Here is a 20554-nt window from a genome sequence, read left to right on the forward strand (position 1 = left end):
TGTAGATCGTCTCGCGACAGACGTATGCATCTTCAATATTCGGAAATTCCATGGCGTTAAGCTTGCCGGCAATTTGCTGGGGAGAAAAGCATTTACGCAGCAGATAAACCACCAGGTCAAACAGTTGGCTTCCGGGCAGCAGCTTACGCTTGGGGCAGCAAGCCAGGCGCCGGTGTCGCATGTGCTGATGAGCCTGACTCGCCGAGTACCGGCCCGCCTCAGGGGCGTTGCGACGAAGCGCTCGGCTAATGGTCGAGGGGCTGCGATCAAGCAGCCTGGCAATAGCCCTCTGGCTCATGCCTTGGAGTTGGCCAAATTGAATCGTGATGCGCTCTTCGATGCTGAGTTCTTGATAGGACATAGGCACACTGTACCGGGTTGGTCAGGTGTTGCACTCAGTTTTTGCCGCCGCCCTTGATTTTAAATCTCTTGCGTGCAGTGGTTATTATGATTAACACAGCGGAAGATTTTATTGCGTTACGCGGCAGCGAAGAGAAGGCAGAGTGTGATGGGTCCGCTTTCGAAGAGGCATCAATAAATGTTTGGAATGACGTTCTTGATAGATACCCTGACTACGCAAAATGCCACATGAACGAATAGGAAAGGACACGAATCCAGCGCGGGCTGGAACGCCAGGCAACGCACCAAGCGCCACATTACATACCGCGGGGGTGATGTGAAGGAGTGTGGGTGCAAGTGGAAGAGTCAGTGGCAACTCGACACCCTGCACCCGAACGCATGGCTCGCCATGCAAACTGTCACGGGTATCTGCTGTATGATTTCCGCCCGATTACGGAGCAACCCATGGCCAAAGACATCGACAACCCTTGCGTCTCGCTCTGCCAGCTCAACAGCGAATTGTGCGTGAGTTGCGGCCGCACGCGCGAAGAGATCCGCAAGTGGCGCGGCATGAAACGACCGGAGAAGATGGCCACCGTGCAGCGGGCCGCCACCCGTATGAAGGCCATCAACAAGAAAAATGCCAAGTCCAAGTGAAAGACCACAGGCATGCGGAAAGTCGGGCTTTGCCCCTGTTCGCGGGTAAGCCCACTTCCATAGTGGCTTGCAGCATCAGCCAGTGATGTGTCGTTGCGCCGTCCATTGGCGATAACGGCCAGCGTGCACTAACGTTCTGTCATCGTCCTGCGGTTTTCACGCAAGGCACGTCCCGATCTCTCGGAGCAGACACCCACCATGCAGGACTCGCGTCCGGACCCGACACTGTTCCTGGAATACCGTGCCGAGCGGCCGATCTTCCTGGACTTCCTGCATCAGGCCAGGCAAACGCCCGATGCCACCGCGATCATCGCCCACGATACCCACTGTAGTTACCACGAACTTGAAGCGATCAGCCAAGCCATGGCGGTCTTGTTGCTGGCCAAAGGTGCCCAGGGCAGCGATCGGGTGGTGATCGTCGCCAGCCGTTGTGCCGGCATGGTCTACGCCATGCTCGGCGCCCTGCGGGCGGGGTTGACGTTCACCATTGCCGACGCTGCCTATCCGACGGCGCGAGTGAACCAGATCATCCGCACCCTTGAACCTGTGCAGGTCCTGCTGTGCGGTGATGCCCAGCTCGACCTCGACCCCTCAGGCCCGCAGCCAGGCCTGATCGAAGTGCCCGAGGCGCCCGGCGAGGCCCTGCGGCGATTCGCCGGCCACTACCTGCCGTTACCCGAGGTCGACCCTGGCCAGCCAGCGTACATCACCTTCACCTCCGGCAGCACCGGGGTACCCAAGGGAGTCGTGACCCACCACGCACCGCTGGTGCATTTCATCGACTGGCATGTCCGTCATCATGGTTTCAGCCGCGACGACTGCTTTTCGATGCTGTCGGGCCTGGGCCACGACCCGGTATATCGGGACGTCTTCACGCCCTTGTCGATCGGGGCGAAAGTCATTTGCCCAGCCCAGGCTACCTTGACCAACCCGGCGGCGCTGGCCGCCTGGATCGAGCAACAGGGTATCTCGGTCATGCACCTGACGCCGCCCTTGGGCAAGCTGATCGAAACCGGCGCCAGAATGAACGGACTGGTGTTCGAGCGGTTGCGCTACTTGTTCTGGGGCGGCGACGCCTTGAGTCCGGCGTTGTACCAGCAGATCCGGGCCATCGCTCCGCTCACGGTCAGTGTCAACTTCTACGGGACCACCGAAACACCACAGGCCATGGCGTTCCACCAGGTCGATCCTAGAACCGAAAGCGGCAAGATCCCGCTTGGCAAGGGGATCGATGGCGCGCAGTTGCTGTTGGTGAACGAGGCCCGGCAACAGGTCAGCGAGGGTGAAACGGGGGAGATCTACATCCGCAGCCCGTACCTGTCGCTGGGGTACTGGCACGATGCCGAGTTGACCGCTGACAAGTTCGTGGTGAACCCCTTCACAGGGGCCGCGAACGACATCTGTTACCGCACCGGCGACCTGGGGACCTATCTGCCAGACGGCAGCGTCAGTTTCCTCGGGCGTGCTGACAGTCAAGTGAAGATTCGCGGGCATCGTATCGAGTTGGCAGAGATCGAAAACGCCATCGCCCGCCACCCGAAGGTCAAACAGTGCGTCGTGCTGGCCAATCACGACGGTCCGATGGTCAGGCTGGTGGCCTATTGTGTCCCTGCGCAGCCCGTAACGGCCGCTGCACTGCGTGATGCTTTGGGCGGTGAATTGCCAGACTATATGGTGCCTGCGCTGTTCGTGTTTCTCGATGCCATCCCCCTGACGCCCAACGGCAAGATAGACAAGCGGGCCTTGCCCCCGGCCTTCGACAAGGCACCTACGGCAGCGCTCGATAGCCATGAGCTATCCCCGCTGGCGGTCCAGCTCAGCGAGGCCTGGGCGCGGATCCTCCAGGTGCCGAACGTCGATGCCAACCTGACCTTCGTCGAGTTGGGCGGCGATTCGCTGTCCTTCGTCCAGGCCTCCATGGCGCTGGAGTCACTGCTTGGCCATCTACCGGATCGGTGGGAGACCACTGCGGTGCGCGAGCTCGCGGAAATGGCCGGGCAGGCCAAGGCATCCGGGCTGGCAACCCGGGCCATGGAAATACCAGTGTTGCTCCGGGTGCTGTGCATCCTGCTCATCGTCATCGGCCATTTCCATGTGTTCGAGAACTGGCGCCTGGTGGGAGAGACCTCGGTTCTGTTCCTCATCTCTGGCCTTAGCCTGGCCAGGTTTCAACTCCGGGCCATCGATGAACGTGGCGACGCCCGAACCCTGGTGAAGTCCGTTGCTACCATCGCGGTGCCGACTATCGGCTACAACGTACTGACTCAGCTGGTGTTCGATACCTTCCATTGGCAATCGCTGTTGTTGATCAACAACTGGTTCCCGACGTCCGAGGTCGGCGTGTTCAACTCCTGGTACATCGAGGTGCTGCTGCAGATGATCGTGATCATCGGACTGCTGCTGTCGGTCGACCGGATTCGTAGGCGAGTCATGGCCAACCCGTTCCGCAACCTGGTGCTGGCATCCTGTGCGCTGGTGGTGCTCGATGTGCTGCTGAGGTCCTTCGTCTTCGACGCCACGGTGCTATTGAACCGAGTACCACAGCATTTCCTCGCGATCATGGTGTTGGGCATGGCCGTGCACTTTGCCGATTCGACGGTACGCAAATGGGTCGTCAGCGCGGTGGCGGTCTTGGTGATCGGTGAGCTGGACTTGGTCGCACTGGCGGGCCATGGTGGGGAGGAGGTCGCGAAACTTGGGTTTATCGACATTGCACTGCCGGCGATTCTCGCGTTGATCTGGCTGCGGCCGGTCGCAGTGCCGGCGATCATCGCTCGAGCGGCGGCGGCGATTGCTTCGTCGACCCTGTACATCTACCTGACGCACTTCCAATTCCAGTCCGTGGCGCGGCGTCTTTTCGATCACCAGGCGTTTGCCGTGGTGCTGGCCATTGTCGGCGGGGTGCTGGTGGGGTATTGCTGGAACTGGGCGGTACGTGTGGTCGTGATGCGTTGGAATGGCTCCGGGCAGAAACGCCGTGTGGACACCGCGGAACCGGTGGCCTGACGCAGCGATCAGGCCTGCGCCACCGGCCGAGCTGGCTCGACAGGTGGCGCGAAAGGGTTACTGCACGTTGTTGAGCTTGATCACATCACCGGAGATGGTGGTGGTGTAGCCACTGAGGACCCAAGCCCAGAACCAGTTTTCCTGCACTTGTGTATTGATCATGGCATCGCCACCCTTGGCCTTGATGGCCGCGTTCTGTGCGCGAACGAAGCGGTTGTTCTGGCGGATCGGAATGATGCCGAACAGCATGATACCCGTGGCGCTTGCCTGGCTGTGGCCGAGCACGGTGTATTCGTTGCTGTCATAGTGCCGAGATTGGATCGGTGCTCCGGTGCAACCGGCCAGAACCAAGCCAAGAACGGTTGCTGCTGCACATTTGCTGAGGTACTTCACTGACTTCTCCATGACACGAGGACCGGGATCCAATTCCCGGCGGCGACACTCTAGCGGCAGGGTTCAGGGATTGAAAGTCAGAGTGGTGGCATTTTGCCTAAAAAATTCAGCCCGTGGTGGAGCGTTGTCGTTTGACCCGGTACATATCGCCATCGGCACGGCTGAGCAGGGTATCGGCGTCTTCCCCATCTTCGGGGTAGTAGGCCACGCCAACGCTGCAGGACGGCATGTTCAGCCCATTGAATTCGGTCCCCAACGGCTCGGACATCACCGCCAGTATCTGCGCGACCTTCTCTGACACGGCGGTCTGCGATTGGACATCGGTCATCAGCACCGTGAATTCATCCCCACCGATGCGCGCCACCGTATCGGTCTCGCGCACGCAGCCTTCCAGACGCCTGGCGATCATGCACAGCACGCGGTCGCCCATCGCATGCCCATGGACATCGTTGATGTGCTTGAAATCATCTATGTCCAGGAACAGCAACGCCAGACTGCGGCCGTGACGTTGAGCAGCCCGCAGTGCCGATTCGAGCCGGTCGTTGAAAATCGAGCGGTTGGTCAGCTTGGTCAATGGGTCGTGGTGGGCGAGAAAGCGCAGATCCTCCTCAGCCTTGGTCAGAGCCGACACGTTCCGCGCGACGCCGATGCGAGCACCGATCTCTTCGGACCAGAAGGCCGACCACAGGATGTGCACGACTTCGCCATCCTTGCGCAGGTAGCGGTTACGAAAATCGAAATGGGGTTGACCGTTCATCACCCTGATGATTGACGCACGGGTCGTCGACAGGTCATCTGGATGCATGTAGTCGGTGATCAGGGTGCCCATCAGCTCTTCAGCGCGGTAACCCAGCAGGGCCTCGCACGCATCGCTGACGAAAACGATCTGGTTGTCCCGGTCGACTACGAACACAGTGTCCAGCATCAGGTGGATCAGTCTTGGGTAGAGTGTTTGCAGGTCGACGGGCATCGGCAACGGTGTCCTGTGCGGCACTTGATCATTGCCCGTTCTTGAAGAAGGGCGGCGTGTAATCCTGCAGATTTCCGGGGGGCTTGCGCAAGGGCCGACGCAAGATTTGCCAGCGGCGATATGTACTGAATAAGAAGCGAAAGCACCTTGAGTCCAACTGGCGCTTGCCAGCGGTTCCCCCCAATTGGGGGAACAGGGGTGGGGAATCCTCCCCAATACCGTTCGGTAGATTATTCAAGTAATTGAAAATACTGCCATTTTACCAAATGGCATACACCTTGCTCCGTCTCCTCGCAGTTTACCTGTGTCCCGGAGGTGCAGCATGTCGACCCCGATCAAAGGCTCTGTCCTGACCTCACTCGTGCTGGCCGTCCTCGGTTGGCAGGCTACCAGCGAAGCGGCGGTGCAGTGCCAGCGCACCTTGGTCGCCAACGTGGTGGCATTGGACCAGCCCCTGATGTTCAACCGCCTCGGCGCACAAAACGCCAACGGCATGATGTTCGCACTCCGCCAGGATGTGGTGGATGAAAACCTCGTACCGCTCAGCAATGGCGGTGCGGCCGTACCGGGTAAGGTCACCCTGCGCCCGGACAAGCGCCCGCGGCCGATCGTGCTGCGGGTGGCTGCCGGTGATTGCCTGACCGTCAACCTGACCAACCTGCTCGATTACAAGGCCAACCCCAACAAACATGGCTTCGATGTGGAAGCACCTGAAGGCGAGGGGGAGGCGGAAGTCGAGAACCAGGTCGAGAATGAAGGCGGCGAAGGTTTCGTTGCCGATGAGCAGGTCGCCGAGCGACTGGTCGGCTTCCAGGTCAATGGCATGCAGGCGGTCAACAGCATTGCCGACATCTCTGCCAACACCGGTCGTAACGGCAATTTCCTGGTTGCGCCCGGCAGTACTCGCAGTTACACCCTGTATGCCGAGCGTGAAGGCGCATTTGCAGCCACCAGCAAGGCCGCGACCTTTGGCGGCGAAGGTGCCGCTGGCAATGTTGCCAACGGCTTGTTCGGGCAGGTGGTGGTGGTACCCAAACTGGGTCGTACTTACCGAAACACGTTGACTGAAGAGGAAATGCGCCTGGCCACGACGGGGCGTACTGCCACCGGCCAGCCGGTAATCGACTATGAAGCGCGATACCCGCAGGTCGAACCCTGGATCGCCGAAGGCAAGGCCGGCAAGCCGATCATCGCCATGGTCGACGGCAACGAGATTCTCAGCAGCGACACCGATGCGATCGTCATGGGGCCCAACCCGGACGGCAGTTTCCCGCGCTCGACCTATCCGCTGGAAAGCATCAATAAACGCAACCCGGCATTGCCCAACCGGCTGGAAGCCTTCCGCGACTTCGCCTCGCAGTTTGCCGATGAAGTCGCAGGCACCCAGGCGTTTCCTGGCTATTGGGCCGACCCGGTGATGGGGCATGTGCTGGAGCCGGCCCGCGACTCGTTCATGATCAACTATGGCTCTGGCGGCATGGGCGCGGAGGTGGTGGCCAATCGCCTGGGCGTTGGGCCGATGCACGACTGCCTGTCGTGCGCGTATGAAGAGTTCTTCCTGAGCGCCCATACCGTAGGAGACATCGGTACCCTGGTGGATGTCCCGGCCAACGTTGGCCTGGAGCACATCCGCCCAGGCGAAGTACCACCGGCCAGTGCCATCGGCGTCAAGGCCAGCATGGCGCTGTACCCGGCGGAGCCGGCCAACGTGCACCACAGCTACATCGGTGATTTCACCAAATTCCGCAACACTCATAATGGTCATGAACAGCACATTTTCCACTTGCACGGGCACCAGTGGCTGTTCAACCCCAATGACGACAACTCCGACTACATCGATGCCCAAGGTATCGGGCCGGGTATCGGCTACACCTACGAAATCGCCAACGGTGGCTCGGGCAACCGTAACCGTGTGGCAGGCGATGCCATCTACCACTGCCATTTCTACCCACACTTCGCGCAAGGCATGTGGGCAATGTGGCGGGTGCACGATGTGTTCGAGGAAGGCACGCGCCTGGAGGTCAGCGGGCAGGGCGAGAGCGGCTACCACAGCACGCCATTCGCCTTGCGCAGCGGCAAACCCGCTGCGGGCGCCCGTGCTTTGCCTGACGGCGAGATTGTCGCCGGTACACCAATTCCGGCCATCGTGCCGCTCCCGGGCAAGGCCATGGCGCCGATGCCAGGCAAGGTCGTGGTGGTGCCAAAGCTGTCCGAGTCCCTGGTGGCTGGGCAGGAAGAAAACGAGGGTCAAGAGGAGGGTGACGACGATCATGGTCATGAGCCTGCAGTAGCCAAGGCGGTGGGCTCACTGGCACTGGTGGACCGTACCGAGGCCAACCGCAACGCCGATGGCACACTGAAGAACCCCGGCTATCCGTTCTGGATCGGCGGCATGGAGAGCAGTGTGGGCCAACGGCCACCGACCCCACCGCTGGACATGCTCGACCCGGCGTTGGCCCGACAACTGAAGGACAGCGGCAAGGCCCTGTGGGCCAACCTCGACCCGAACCAGGTCGATGGCTGGGACGGGGGGCTGGGCCGCCATGCACTCGACGGCGTATCCGCAGGTGGCGAGGCTGTCACCACCATGACCAAGCTGGACTTCTCCAAGGTGGTTGAAAAGGCCAAGCCCATCTACTTGCCGGAAGAAGGTACCGACGTCGAGCAGGCGGCCATGCAGTTCCACGCCAAGGCCGAACACCCAAGCTATGCGCTCATCCCCGGTAGCCAGCCGGTTGCCAAGGCGTTTCGCACCAACGGTGCACTGCCAACCGCGGGTGCACCCTTCTATGAGCCGTGCATGGATGACCGAGGCAAACGCCTGACCCAAACCTCGGGCCCCGGTGATTTCTTCAGTGGTGAAAGCCTGATGGGCATGAGCTTCCGCGGCTCGTCCACCTTCACCGCCGACCGTCCACGTATCTACAAAGCTGCCAACATCCAGTTCGACGCGGTGTACAACAAGGTCGGCTACCACTTCCCGCAGGCGCGTATTCTCTCACTCTGGGAGGACGCCTGGCCGGTCATCACCAAGCAGCGTCCACCCGAGCCGCTGGTGATGCGCATGAACACCTTCGACTGCACGATGTACACCCACACCAACCTGATCCCGTCGTTCTATGAAATGGACGACTACCAGGTACGGACCCCGACCGATGTGATCGGGCAGCACATTCACTTGCCGAAATGGGATCTCACGGCGGCCGATGGTTCGGCCAACGGCTGGAACTATGAAGACGGCATTCTCTCGCCTGGCAGCGTCGTCGAGCGCATAGCTGCCATCCGTTCCTTCAACAACTGCAGTGAAGGCGACGCGCGGGACGGCACCGCTGCCTGCCCGAAAGCCAAGCAACATCCGTATTTCGGTCGCTTCGGCAGGGCCGACTGGCTCGGCGCGCGCTCGGCAATGCAGCGTTGGTTCGCCGACCCACTGGTCAACGTGTACAACGTCGACCGTGGCTTGGGCACCATCTTCACCCACGACCACCTCGGCCCATCGACCCACCAGCAACTGGGCTTGTACGCCACCGTGCTGGCCGAACCCGCAGGGTCCACCTGGTACCACGCCGAAACCGGCGAGCAATTGTACAACCCGGCCCTGCGCCAGGACGGCGGCCCGACCTCGTGGCAGGCAGTAATCCAGACGGGGGATAACGATGGGGACGGCAAGAACGACAGCTATCGCGAGTTCTTCCTGGAGTACAGCGACTTCCAGCATGCCTATGAAGCCGGCGTGTATGTAGGTGCCGGTCCCGACGGCATCCCCAATGGTCAGGCCTATCCGGCTACCGGCGATAGTTTCCGCTACGCCATCAACCCGCCAGTGCGGGGTAAGGCGTCGAACCTGCTGGAAGCGATCGTCGAAGAACGCGGCGGCATCAACCCTGGCTGCCCGACCCGCCCATGCCCGCAGGCGATCTCCGTGGACGACCCCGGCATGTTCGTCGTCAACTATCGCAACGAGCCGCTTGCCCTGCGTGTGTTCGACCCGAACAAGGTCGGTCCGGACGGCAAGCGTGGCATGCAGGCCGACGGCCTCGGCGGCGACCTGAGCTATGCCCTGCAAAGCCGGACCGACCGCGCGATTCCGGCAATGAACCTGGCGCCTTCGGCGATCACCTCGGCAGTCGGGCCTACCGGTGGCACCACGCTGTTCCCGCCGCACATCAACAAGGCTGGCAGCGAGCCAGGCGACCCGTTCACCCCAATGCTGCGCACCTACTCGGGCGACAACGTCCGCCTGCGCATGCACGCTGGTGGGCATGAAGAGGAGCACAACGTCACTCTGCACGGTGTCAAGTGGCTGCAGAACGGCAGCGGCTTCGGCAACAGCTCCAACTCGGGTTGGAAGTCCTCGCAGATGATCGGTATTTCCGAGCAGCTGGGCTTCATGGCGCCGGTGTCGATGATCTCCAGTTCTGCCGCGACCAATGGCGATTATCTGTACTCCCTCGATGCGGCACTCGAGGGCTACTGGAACGGCATCTGGGGCATCATGCGCAACTATACCGCCCAACGCGCCGACCTCTACCCGCTGCCTAACAACCCACAGCCGGTGGCGATGCGTAACACGGTGAACTTTGACGGTATCTGCCCGAAAACCACCGCCAACCCCAATGGCATCGGCACCCGTACGACGGTCAAGCGCAACTACGAGATCGTTGCGGCGCTGGCCAACGACATTCTGGAAAACCGCAACGGGGTCAGCATCAACGACCCTGCCGGTATTGGCCAGCATGTCGGCGGACCGCTCAAGGCCAATGGCGGCACGCTGGTGTTCAACAGCCGCAGGACCAGCATCGCGCAAGTCTCGGGTGTCGATCCGGAGGACGGAGGGACCTTCACCATCGGTGGCCACAGCGCACCGCTGCATGACCCCACCGCCGTGCTGTACGTGCGCAAGGCCGACCTGGACGCCACCACCGGCAAGCTCAAGGCGGGGGTGCCGGTGGAGCCGCTGATTCTGCGCGCCAACGCAGGCGATTGCATCAGCATCACCCTGGAAAACCGTCTGCCCTTGGTGATGCCAGACCTGCCAAGTACCGCCGTGATGCACAACGTGGTCAAGCGCGACCGCTTCGACAGCGAAGGTTCCACAGCCTTCGCCAACAACCTGATGCGTCCGTCCAGCCATGTGGGCCTGCACGCGCAACTGCTGGCCTATGACATCACCAAGTCCGATGGCGTGAACGTGGGCCTGAACCCGGTGCAGACCGTTCCACCACGCACTGGTACCAGTGGTGCCTACCCGACCAAGGTGTACCAGTACTACGCCGGGCATCTGGAACGGGAGGGCAAGCCGGCGCTGCAACTGGGGCGCACGGTGGACAACATCAACACCACCCCCATCGAGTTCGGTGGCCTCAACCTGACCCCTTCGGACGTCATCAAACAGCCGCAGAAAGGCCTGGTGGGCGCCATGAGCATCCTGCCGCAAACCGCGACCTGGACCGAGGACACTGCCAGCCGCGCCCAGGCCACGGTGAAGGTCTCTGGCCAGCCGGACTACCGCGACTTCGTCACGGTCTGGCAACGAGCGCTGAACATGCGTTGGGCTGATGGCCGTCCAGTGGAAGGCATCAACACCGAGGGCAATGGGGCGGCGGGCGATCCCCAGGACAACGGCAACATGGCCGTCAACTACAAGACCGAACCGCTGTGGCTGCGCTTCGGCATGGCCCCGGACTCACCGTTCGGCCGCGCCGATGGCCTGGGCTTTGGTGACGTGCCCAATGCCCACATGGCCTACAGCAACGCCCTGGTCGGTGGCGACCCGCTGACCCCGGTGCTGTATGCCAAGCCTGGCCAGGCGGTGCGCAACCACATCGTCATGCCCAGTGGGGGCAGCCGAGGCATGACCTACCAGCTGGACGGGCATCTGTGGCCACTGCACGCGTACCAGGCAGAGAAGAACGATGTCGATGGCTACCCGAGCAGCTTGCCGGGGATCGGATCGGTCCGCTTCGGCTACAACCCGATGTCGATGTACATAGGTGCCCAGGAGAGTGTGCTGCCAGCCGCGCACTTCAGCTTCATGCTGCCAAGTGCCGGGGGCGCCAATGCCATACCAGGCGACTACCTGTTCCGCGACTATGCCGCTTACGGCAACCTTTCCGGGCTGTGGGGCATCCTGCGGGTAACCAACGAAGCACCGCCGACGACGGCGCCAGCGCAGTGACGAGGGGAACGCGAGCATGAACAAGAAGACTCGCCCTGCTTTGATGGGGGTAATGCTGGGGGTTGCGCTGATCGGCCTGGGCGTTGCGTATGAGAAGCTCTGGTGCGACCCTCGCGAGTTGTTGCAAGAGGCTGCCGACGAGCAGGCCCTGCACCGGATGAGCCGGGACGGCGTGACCGTGGAGTTCGAGGCGCGGCCACTGGCCGGTGGCGAGTTGCGCGAGGGCGATTTCGCCAACATCCGCTTCAAGGTGAGCGACCAGACCAGCGGTCAGCCGCTGTCGGGCATGGCGCCGGGTGCCTGGATCGACCCGGCCCAGTCGGCACCCAGCGGCGAGCGTGACAACAGCTGCAAGGCGAGGGTGGCGCTGTTCCTCAAAAGCAGCATCGGTGCCAGGCCCTTGCTCGACCTCAACAGCTACTTCCTCCTCGTGCTGAACAAGGACGCCAGCCTGACCGTGATCGACCCTACCGTATCGGTCGGCGGCGTGACCAGTACCTTGGCGCGCATCGAACTGCCAGGGCGGCCGATGGACTGGACTGCCACGGGTGACGACAAACAGGTGTTCGTGTCGATCCCAGAGCGCGGCAAGGTGGCGGTGATCGACACTGAAACCTTCACCCGCGTGGCAACGCTCGACGCCGGCGATCAGCCTGTGCGCGTTGCGCTGCAGCCAGACCAGCATCGGCTATGGGTCGGCAACAACAGCGACGACCCGGCCAAGGGCGGGGTGACCGTGATCGACATACCCGCACGCACGACGCTGAAATCGTTCGCCACCGGTTCCGGCCACCACGAAATCGCGTTTAGCGGCGACTCGCGCTACGCCTTCATCACCAACCGCGATGGCGGCACGCTCAGCATCATCGATATCCCCGAAATGCGCCTGCTCAAGACCCTGCAGGTAGGCCCGCACCCGCTTTCGGTGGCCTATTCGCAGCTGTCCCAGGCGATCTATGTGGTCGATGGCAAGGAGGGCTCGGTGCGGGTGTTCGATGCCCGCAGTCATCAATTGCGCCACATCATCAAGGCAGAGCAGGGCCTGGGACCGATGCGCTTTAGCAGCGACGGTCGCTACGGCATCGTGCTGAACACGCTGGAGAGCCAGGCCCTGGTCATCGATGCCAGTACCGACGTTTTGATCCACCGCATCCCAGTCGCAGCCGAACCGTACCAGCTGACCTTCACCAAAGGTTATGCCTATGTGCGCGGCCTGGCCTCGCCCAAAGTCAGCATGATCAACCTCAGCAGCCTGGGCGAGGGACGTGAGCCAATCACCCAGGGGTTCGAAGCCGGCCCCGCCGCGCCGCGCCAGGCGGGTGACTTGCCGCTCGCACAAGGCCTGTCGGTGTCACGCGATGACAACTCGGTGTTCGTGGTCAACCCGGTAGACAACACCACCTACTTCTATGCCGAGGGCATGAATGCCCCTATGTCCGGCTACAACAACCGGGGCCACCAGGCCCGCGCCGCCATCGTCATCGACCGCAGCCTGCGCGAACTGGCGCCGGGTGTGTATGGTTCGACGGTGAAACTGCCGGCGGCCGGCAAGTTCGATGTCGCCTTCCTGCTCAACCAACCGCAGATCATCCACTGCTTCAGTACCGATGTGACGAGCGCTCCCAATGCGCTCAGACGCAAGGGTGCCCATGCCGAATTCATCGGCACCGACCAACCTCTGGCGCAACAGGGCGCGTTCACCGCTCGGGTACGCATTCTCGGCGATGACGGCAAACCACGCGAAGGGTTGAGTGACCTGAGCCTGCGCTACTTTCTAGCACCTTCTTCAATGCCGCGCACCGAGGCGTTGAAGGAAGTGGGCGAGGGGGTCTACCAGGCTGCGCTGAACCTGCCCGAGGCGGGCGCCTGGTACCTGCATGTCCAGTCGCCTTCGCTGGGTCGCAAGTTCGCCGAGGAAAACTACACCAGCCTGCGTGTCCTGCCGGCCACCGTGTCAAAAGCCCCTGAAGCTGAAACTAGGAGTGTGCGATGAACAGCCTGCATGCTTGCAAAGTGCTTGCCCTGAGCCTGGTCCTGGCCAGCAACCTCGCGCAGGCCCACGCCGGCCACGACCACAGCGGTGCCGCCGAGCAACCTCCGGCTGCGCGTCAGGAGAAGGCCAGCGTTCGTTTTGCCGATGTGGCACTGCTGGACCAGAACGGCATGCCGGTGCGCCTGGAGACAGACCTGGTGGGCGAGCGTCTGGTGGTCATGGGCTTCATCTACACCCGTTGCACCACGGTGTGCCCCGTGGTGTCTTCGATCATGGGCAAGGTGCAGCAGCAACTGGGCGGCCGCGTAGGTGAGGAGATCCAACTGGTGTCGATCAGCGTCGACCCCCAGCGCGATGACGCCAAGCGCCTGCGCGACTATGCCAAGGCCTTCCAGCATGGGCCTGGCTGGAGCTGGCTGACCGGCTCGCCCTATGCCATCAGCGAGACCCTCAAGGGCCTGGGGAGCTTCAGCGCCGACCTGCGCCAGCATCCGCCCCTGATTCTGGTAGGCGACGGTCGCAGCGGCCACTGGACGCGCTATTACGGCTTTACCGACCCGGCCGTGCTGATCGAGGAAATCAACCGCCTCAGCGCCCGCCGGGTGCACGCCAAGAGCACGGCGATCGCCGCCAACCCTGAGCAGTCCGAGGTGCAACCATGAGCAGCCTGACCTCTCGCCGTTGCGGCATGCGTAGTTTCGACTGGCTGATGCTTGTCGGTTGCCTGTGGATCCTCACCTCGGTGGCGTTGGCTCACGACGGCCATGCGCCGGATGCCCCGGCGCCACAACCGGCACCGCACGCGTACAGCAGTGGCGGCGGCACCCGCGACGCCCACACCTGGTTCACCGACACCCTGCTGGTGGACCAGAACGGTCGCGCGCTGCGCTTCTACAGTGATGTGCTCAAGGACAAGGTGGTGATGCTGAACGTAATCTTCACCCACTGTAACGACGCCTGTCCGCTGATCACTCGCAAGTTGCAGGAGGTACGAACCGCCATGGGGCCGGAACTGGCCAACCAGGTGACTTTCATCTCCATCAGCAGCGACCCGCTAAACGACACGCCTGCTGCGCTAAAGGCCTATGCCCGTAAGCAAGGTGTCGATGGCCCCAACTGGCTGTTCCTGACGGGTGACAAGGCCAGTGTCGACCTGGTGCTGGGGCGTATCGGCCAGTTCCTGCCTAGCCCCGAACAGCATTCGACCCAGTTGATTGCCGGGGATGTGGCAGGCAAACGCTGGAGCAAGATCCGTCCGGACGCACCGCCAGAGGCCATCGCCCAGCGTATGCAGCTGTTGGCCCAACCCCTTGCAGGTCGGTGAACACCATGTGCGGCCCCGTGTTCTTGGCCATGCGCCGACTGTTCATGGTCGCCACGCCTGCGCATTCCCTATGGGAGCGGCGTTGTGCCGCGAAGGGGCCGCAGTGCGCGCTCTCGTTCCGACTGACTCCCACATCCGCGCTCAGCGCGATGCGAGGAGGCGTTCTGTGCCTGAGCCTGCTATCGAGTTTCTGCGCCCAGGCCCTGGATCTGACCGAGCACGAGCAGGCCGGCAAGCGCCTTTACCGCGAAGGCATTTCCAGCAGCGAAGCCCAGCTGTTGGCGCGGGTCGGTGCCAGTGGCCTGACCGTGCCGGCCCACGTGCTGCCCTGCGCCAGTTGCCACGGTGCCGATGGGCGTGGCCGCGCCGAAGGCGGAGTTCGTCCACCAAGCCTGGACTGGTCGCGTCTGGGGCTTGGCCAAGGCGAGCGCCAAACCAATGGCCGTAGCTACCCTGCCTACACCGACAGCACCCTGGTGCGCGCGATCCAGCAGGGTATCGACCCTGCTGGCAACCGCCTGGACGCGGCAATGCCACGCTTCGAACTGACCTTGGCCGACCAGCGCAACCTGACCGCCTACCTGAAGCGGCTGAGCGACGATCGCGACCCTGGTGTCGAGGAGGACGTGCTGCGTTTGGGCACGCTGTTGCCCGGCAGCGGGCCGTTGGCCGACGCTGGCCATGTGGTGCGCGCCGTCATTGAGGATGGCCTGGCACAGCTCAACCAGCAGGGTGGCATCCACGGCCGGCGTCTAGAGCTGGTGGTGCGGGACCCAGGCAATGATCCCTCCAGCGCCAGCCAGGCACTCGAACGCCTGCTGGACGAGCAGCAGGTGTTCGCGTTGATTTCACCCTTGGCACCGATGCTCGATGAACAGCTGGTGGCTGCGCTCGAGCAGCGTGGTGTGCCGTTGGTGGGCAGCACACCACGCAGCGGCGGCAGCGCGCAGATATTCGACCCTCTACCAGGGTTGCCCGCGCAGTTATTGAGCCTGGCCGAGCATGCACGGACGGCCCTGGGTGTGCCTGCCGATGGCTTGCAGGTGGTCTACGCCGACGCCGAACAGGCATCGTTGGCCGAGCAGGTACGTGAACGCTTGCACAAGCAGGGCTGGGCTACCAGGCCTGCGCAGTTGTTCGCCGGCCAGGCGCTGGAGGCGCAGGGCATTGTGTTCGTCGGTCGTGCGCAGGCCTTCACCGAACTGGCCAGTGCACTGCAGGCAGCCGGTCGCGATCCTTATTTGCTGGCGGCCTCCAGTCAGGTGGCGGGCGCTGTGGCGCAGTTGCCATCGCAATGGTCGCAGCGTGTATTCCTGGCCTATCCGTTCGTGCCCGATGACTGGACCGAGAACGGCCTGGCGACCTTGGCCGGCGTACAACGCCGCCAGGGACTGGACCCGCGCCAGGCTTCGCTGCAGGTCAACACCTTGTGCGCCTTGCGCCTGTTGACCGACGCCTTGAAGCAAATCGGTCGCGACGCTAGTCGCGAACGACTGGTGGTGGCGCTGGAAGGTTTGCATGACGTCAACACGGGCCTCACTCCGGCCCTCAACTTCGGCCCCGGTCGTCGCCAAGGCATGGCGGGCGCTCATGTGGTGGCCGTGTCATTGCCTGGGCCGCGCTTCACCGCCGTTGCCCCGTACCGGCCGTTGCCGGAAATGCCTTGAGTGGAGGTGGCCATGCGTATGCTGATGCTGGCGCTGTTATGGTTGCTTTCCAGCACCGGTTGGGCAGAGCAACCAGCGGCGCGGGTCAATGGTGTGGAAATCGGTGTAATGCGCTTGGAGCGCTACTTCAGCGAATACCTCGATGCCCAGGGCAGGGCTGTGACCAGTATCCGCAATCCGGGCCTGTACAAGCGCCTTCGCGACCAGGCGCTGGATGAATTGATCGACAAGGAACTGCTCTGGCAGGAAGCCCAACGACGCGGCATCGTCATCAGCGACGAGGAGGTATCGGCTCAGGTCAGCCAGCTGGAAGCGGCGTTCGGCAGCCCGGCGGTGTTCGAACGAAAGCTGGCAGAGGCGGGGTTCGATAGGGCAAATTACGCTGATTACGTGCGTCACGAACTGGCCGCGCAGCAGGTCTATGCCCAGCTAAGCGTCGTCGATGAGCCTGGCAAGCCCGAAGTAGAGGCGTTCTACCGAGCCAATCGACAAAGACTGCAAGGAACGCAGAACCAAAGTGATAACCCTTCTGTCATACCGGAACAAGGGCTGGAACTGGCCAGGGCCGCGCTCATCGAGCAATTGCAAGCTCAGGCGCGGCAAGCCGTGCGCCAACGTTTGCGAGATTCCGCTACAGTGGAGGTCGCCGACTGAGCCCGGCAGTAGCGTTTCCCCAATGCTGGGGAAACCCGGCTTGGCAATGTGCTATCACCTCCCCCGGAAGTGGGGAACCGAGCACATCCTTGGCGTGAAGCGTTCGGAACACGCCTGCCAAATCAATGACTTACAGTGGTGCAACATGACCCTTCACGCCTGGCACGAAGCCTGCTCAAGCCTTATCGAGGCCGCACTTCGCAGACTGGGTAACCGGGTAGTTCTTGGGAGTCGACCTTGGTGAACAGAGTATTGGTAGTCGATGACGAACAGACCCTTGCGCAGAACCTGCAGTCGTATTTGCAGGCGCAAGGCCTGGAAGTCCATGTTGCCCACGACGGTGCCAGCGGTATTGGCCTGGCTGAGAGCCTGGCGCCGGATGTGATCGTGCTGGATTACCGCTTGCCCGATATGGAGGGTTTTCAGGTTCTGCAGAGCGCGCGTGAGAAGAACAGGCAATGCCACTTCGTGCTGATCACCGCCCACCCGACCGTTGAGGTCCGTGAGCGAGCCGCCGAACTGGGAGTGACCCATGTCCTGTTCAAGCCGTTCCCATTGGCGGAACTGGCCCGCGTGATCTTCGACCTGATGGGCATGCAACGCCAGCGCAGGGCTACGGACCACCCAGCCGAAGGGTTCGTCGAACGACGCCAGAACAGGAACGAATCGTTCCCCTTGCAGTTGTACGATGGCAGCTGGGTACTGGCCGATCGCCGCCGTCATGGCGCCAAGCCTCCAGAACCTGACGACGATCAACTGCTCACCGGGGAATAGCGGCGCCCGCGGCCCTGACTGAAGCAGCCAGCGACGCGCCCCTGAGCGGAGTCGCAGGCCATGACCGATGTCGTCGATACAGCCAAGGAAGCCTCTGAGCCTGCACCGGCCCTTTCGCGGGTAAACCCCCTCCCACAGGACGGCTTTGCACGCCGAGACGGCGCCGAATCGGCGGACACCTCAGCATGGGTTGCATACCCCCGTGAGCTCCTGGCCCAGGCCCGCCAGCAAGCTTGCGGTGAACGCCTGCTTACCTGCCTCGAACGCCTGGCCAACGATGCCCCCGATACCTTCACCCGTCGCCTTGGCGCCACCCTGCATTACCCAGTGCTGGGCAGCCAGGCGCTGCTGGCCAGCACCGCCTGCTTCGACACGGTCAGCCTGGCCCAGTGCCTGAAACGCGAGTTCGTACTGATTGAGCAGGGCGGGGAGCGCCTGGGTGTGTTCGCCGACCCCTTCGAACCGGCCCGGCTGGCCTGGATCGACGACATTCTGCAAGGTGCGCCACTGTACCTGACCCACGCTGCCGACCTGGCCACTTTCCTGGCCCGCCATGAAGAAAGCTTCCACGCGGTCGATGCCCTGGGCCACGAAAACGAGGCCAGCAACGAGAGCGACCCGCTGCAACGCCTGTCGCTGGCCAGCATCAGCGAAGACCAGAGTCGCGTGGTCAAGCTGGTCAACTCGACGCTGTACGATGCCCTCAAGCAGCATGCCAGTGACATCCACCTGGGCATGACCGGTCAGGGCCTGACGATCAAGTACCGCATCGACGGCGTGCTAAACGGCGCCGGCAAAGCCAGCGGCAGTGCGTTCGCCGACCAGGTTATCTCACGGATCAAGGTCATGGCCGAGCTGGATATCGGCGAGAAGCGCGTCCCCCAGGACGGCCGCTTCAAGGTCGCCGTGGGCGAGCGGCAGATCGACTTCCGGGTCTCGATCATGCCCAGCATCTTTGGCGAAGACGCGGTGCTGCGGGTACTCGACAAGCAAGACTTGTCCGACCACGTCAGCGGCGTGCAGTTGCAGGCCCTGGGTTTTGCCGACGAAACCCTGCGCGCCCTGCGCCGGCTGGCCGCCGAACCCTACGGCATGATTCTGGTCACCGGCCCCACCGGCAGCGGCAAGACCACCACCCTGTACGCAATGATCAGCGAGATCAACCACGGGGTGGACAAGATCATCACCATCGAGGACCCGGTCGAGTACCAGCTGCCGGGTGTGCTGCAAATACCGGTCAACGAGAAAAAGGGCCTGACCTTCGCCCGCGGGCTGCGTTCGATCCTGCGTCATGACCCGGACAAGATCCTCGTCGGAGAGATTCGCGACCCGGATACCGCACAGATCGCCGTGCAATCGGCGCTTACCGGGCACCTGGTGTTCACCACCATCCACGCCAACAACGTCTTCGATGTGATCGGCCGCTTCAGCCAGATGCAGGTCGACCCGTACAGCTTCGTTTCGGCACTCAATGCCGTGCTCGCGCAGCGCCTGATCCGCCTGGCCTGTCCCCACTGCGCCACGGCCCATCAACCAGATGACGAAACACTGGCCGCCTCGGGGTTGACCAGGGAAGCGGTCGTCGGTTGGTCGTTCGTGCGCGCCCAGGGCTGCGGCCAGTGCCGTGGAAGTGGCTATCGCGGGCGTAGCGCCATCGCCGAGTTACTGCACCTGGACGACGACCTGCGGCAGATGATCGTCGAACGCCGCCCCGTGTCGCAGATCAAGTCGCTGGCCTGCCAGCGCGGCCTGCGCCTGCTGCGGGCGTCGGCCCTGGACCTGGTCCGCGAGGGCCGTACCACCCTTGAGGAGATCAACCGTGTCACATTCATCTGATCGTTTCTGCGCCGTGCTTGGCGCCGAAGGTGTCGGCCTGGGTCGCTGGCACGCCAACCACCACCAATGGCTCGGCAGCCGCGAGTTTAGCTGCGACGCCGCCCAACCGAACTGGGTGCCTGCCCTGGAGGCGCTGGCCGGGCTGGTGGCCGAGCATGCGGTGCGTGGAGCACCGTTACGGGTACTGCTGTCGGCCCGCTACAGCCGCTTCTGCTTGGTGCCCTGGAGCGATGCCATCCACCATCCGCGTGAGCTCGATGCCTACGCCCGGGCGTGCTTCGAGAACCTCTACGGGCAGTCGCTAGAGGATTGGCGCATTGTGCTGTCGCCAGAGCCAGCCGGCAGCGCCCGTATCGCCACCGCGCTGCCGGAGGCCTTGCTGCAAGGACTGCAGGCCCTCGGTCGGGAAAGCCGCCTGAACCTGCGCTCGGTACAACCTTACTTGATGGCCGCCTACAACCGCTGCTCGGCGCGGCTGGAACAGGGGGACTTTCTGTTCGTGCTGGCCGAACCGCGCCGCAGCGTGCTGCTGTTGGCCGCAGGTGGCGCCTGGCAGCAGGTGCTCGCGCAAGGCTGCGCCGACACTGACCAGGCCTTGCAAGCGCTGATCGAGCGCACTTGCGAGCTGTACGGCGAGCATCCGCCACGGGTCTACCTGCACGCGCCGGGGCGGGGCGACGTGCCGCAACTGGAGGCGGTCCAGCTGTGCCAGCCGGCCAGCGAGGCCGACCCGCTGTGCGCCATGTGGCGGGCGGTGGCCTGA

The 20554-nt window shown here is 62.9% G+C and carries 14 protein-coding genes; 11 read left to right on the forward strand and 3 right to left on the reverse strand.

Translation table 11 applies throughout. From position 1 onward, the window contains the following. Nucleotides 1–361, reverse strand: a 361-nt coding sequence (locus tag H620_RS0105655) for a helix-turn-helix domain-containing protein (RefSeq protein WP_027906915.1), incomplete at its 3' end; no start/stop codon positions are given. A gap of 443 nt (nucleotides 362–804) precedes the next feature. Here H620_RS0105655 and H620_RS0105660 point away from each other — a divergent pair. Next, a complete protein-coding gene (locus H620_RS0105660; RefSeq protein WP_023380667.1) occupies nucleotides 805–996 on the forward strand; it encodes a DUF1289 domain-containing protein in 192 nt (63 codons plus the stop codon). 198 nt (nucleotides 997–1194) lie between these two features. After that, on the forward strand, nucleotides 1195–4002 hold the full coding sequence (locus H620_RS0105665; protein WP_027906916.1) for an amino acid adenylation domain-containing protein: 2808 nt from the start codon (nucleotides 1195–1197) through the stop codon (nucleotides 4000–4002). 57 nt (nucleotides 4003–4059) lie between these two features. Here the strand turns inward: H620_RS0105665 and H620_RS0105670 are convergent, their stop codons facing one another. Both H620_RS0105670 and H620_RS0105675 read right to left on the reverse strand, forming a co-directional pair. Continuing rightward, nucleotides 4060–4395: a hypothetical protein gene (locus H620_RS0105670; protein WP_023380665.1), complete on the reverse strand. Its 336-nt coding sequence runs from the start codon at nucleotides 4393–4395 to the stop codon at nucleotides 4060–4062. A 106-nt stretch (nucleotides 4396–4501) separates the two neighbouring features. Next, nucleotides 4502–5365: a GGDEF domain-containing protein gene (locus H620_RS0105675; RefSeq protein WP_027906917.1), complete on the reverse strand. Its 864-nt coding sequence runs from the start codon at nucleotides 5363–5365 to the stop codon at nucleotides 4502–4504. A 322-nt stretch (nucleotides 5366–5687) separates the two neighbouring features. Between H620_RS0105675 and mnxG the strand changes: the two genes are divergently transcribed. The 9 genes from mnxG to H620_RS0105720 all read left to right on the forward strand — a co-directional run bounded on the left by mnxG (nucleotide 5688) and on the right by H620_RS0105720 (nucleotide 20554). Next, nucleotides 5688–11543: a manganese-oxidizing multicopper oxidase MnxG gene (mnxG, locus tag H620_RS0105680; RefSeq protein WP_027906918.1), complete on the forward strand. Its 5856-nt coding sequence runs from the start codon at nucleotides 5688–5690 to the stop codon at nucleotides 11541–11543. 16 nt (nucleotides 11544–11559) lie between these two features. Next, the gene (locus H620_RS0105685) at nucleotides 11560–13536 is read left to right on the forward strand and encodes a cytochrome D1 domain-containing protein (protein ID WP_023380662.1); all 1977 of its coding nucleotides are present in this window, start codon (nucleotides 11560–11562) and stop codon (nucleotides 13534–13536) included. Next, complete coding sequence (locus tag H620_RS0105690) at nucleotides 13533–14198, forward strand: SCO family protein (protein ID WP_023380661.1); 666 nt, start codon at nucleotides 13533–13535, stop codon at nucleotides 14196–14198. The genes H620_RS0105685 and H620_RS0105690 overlap by 4 nt, the downstream gene beginning before the upstream one ends. After that, nucleotides 14195–14860, forward strand: a complete 666-nt coding sequence (locus H620_RS0105695) for an SCO family protein (protein ID WP_023380660.1) — start codon at nucleotides 14195–14197, stop codon at nucleotides 14858–14860. Before H620_RS0105690 ends, H620_RS0105695 begins: the two co-directional genes overlap by 4 nt. Nucleotides 14861–14889: 29 nt before the next feature. Next, nucleotides 14890–16527 (forward strand): cytochrome c/ABC transporter substrate-binding protein, encoded by a 1638-nt coding sequence (locus H620_RS0105700; protein WP_425311458.1) that lies wholly within the window; start codon nucleotides 14890–14892, stop codon nucleotides 16525–16527. A gap of 12 nt (nucleotides 16528–16539) precedes the next feature. After that, on the forward strand, nucleotides 16540–17181 hold the full coding sequence (locus H620_RS0105705; RefSeq protein ID WP_023380658.1) for a SurA N-terminal domain-containing protein: 642 nt from the start codon (nucleotides 16540–16542) through the stop codon (nucleotides 17179–17181). Between the two features lie 237 nt (nucleotides 17182–17418). After that, entirely contained in the window at nucleotides 17419–17955 is a 537-nt protein-coding gene (locus tag H620_RS0105710) for a response regulator (protein ID WP_027906920.1), read from the forward strand. Between the two features lie 60 nt (nucleotides 17956–18015). Further along, nucleotides 18016–19791, forward strand: a complete 1776-nt coding sequence (locus tag H620_RS0105715; protein WP_027906921.1) for a GspE/PulE family protein — start codon at nucleotides 18016–18018, stop codon at nucleotides 19789–19791. Next, nucleotides 19775–20554 carry a hypothetical protein gene (locus H620_RS0105720; protein WP_023380655.1) on the forward strand — a complete coding sequence of 260 codons (780 nt, stop codon included), beginning with the start codon at nucleotides 19775–19777 and terminating at the stop codon, nucleotides 20552–20554. Before H620_RS0105715 ends, H620_RS0105720 begins: the two co-directional genes overlap by 17 nt.

Origin of the sequence: Pseudomonas taiwanensis DSM 21245 (assembly GCF_000425785.1) — a bacterium.
In the GTDB taxonomy this organism is placed as follows: Bacteria; Pseudomonadota; Gammaproteobacteria; order Pseudomonadales; family Pseudomonadaceae; genus Aquipseudomonas; species Aquipseudomonas taiwanensis.

Coding starts and splice junctions, on each gene's coding strand:
- H620_RS0105675 (WP_027906917.1), bottom strand. CDS start 5,365: ATGCCCGTCGACCTGCAAACACTCTACCCAAGACTGATCCACCTGATG.
- H620_RS0105705 (WP_023380658.1), top strand. CDS start 16,540: ATGCGTATGCTGATGCTGGCGCTGTTATGGTTGCTTTCCAGCACCGGT.
- H620_RS0105700 (WP_425311458.1), top strand. CDS start 14,890: ATGCGCCGACTGTTCATGGTCGCCACGCCTGCGCATTCCCTATGGGAG.
- H620_RS0105660 (WP_023380667.1), top strand. CDS start 805: ATGGCCAAAGACATCGACAACCCTTGCGTCTCGCTCTGCCAGCTCAAC.
- H620_RS0105715 (WP_027906921.1), top strand. CDS start 18,016: ATGACCGATGTCGTCGATACAGCCAAGGAAGCCTCTGAGCCTGCACCG.
- H620_RS0105665 (WP_027906916.1), top strand. CDS start 1,195: ATGCAGGACTCGCGTCCGGACCCGACACTGTTCCTGGAATACCGTGCC.
- mnxG (WP_027906918.1), top strand. CDS start 5,688: ATGTCGACCCCGATCAAAGGCTCTGTCCTGACCTCACTCGTGCTGGCC.
- H620_RS0105695 (WP_023380660.1), top strand. CDS start 14,195: ATGAGCAGCCTGACCTCTCGCCGTTGCGGCATGCGTAGTTTCGACTGG.
- H620_RS0105690 (WP_023380661.1), top strand. CDS start 13,533: ATGAACAGCCTGCATGCTTGCAAAGTGCTTGCCCTGAGCCTGGTCCTG.
- H620_RS0105685 (WP_023380662.1), top strand. CDS start 11,560: ATGAACAAGAAGACTCGCCCTGCTTTGATGGGGGTAATGCTGGGGGTT.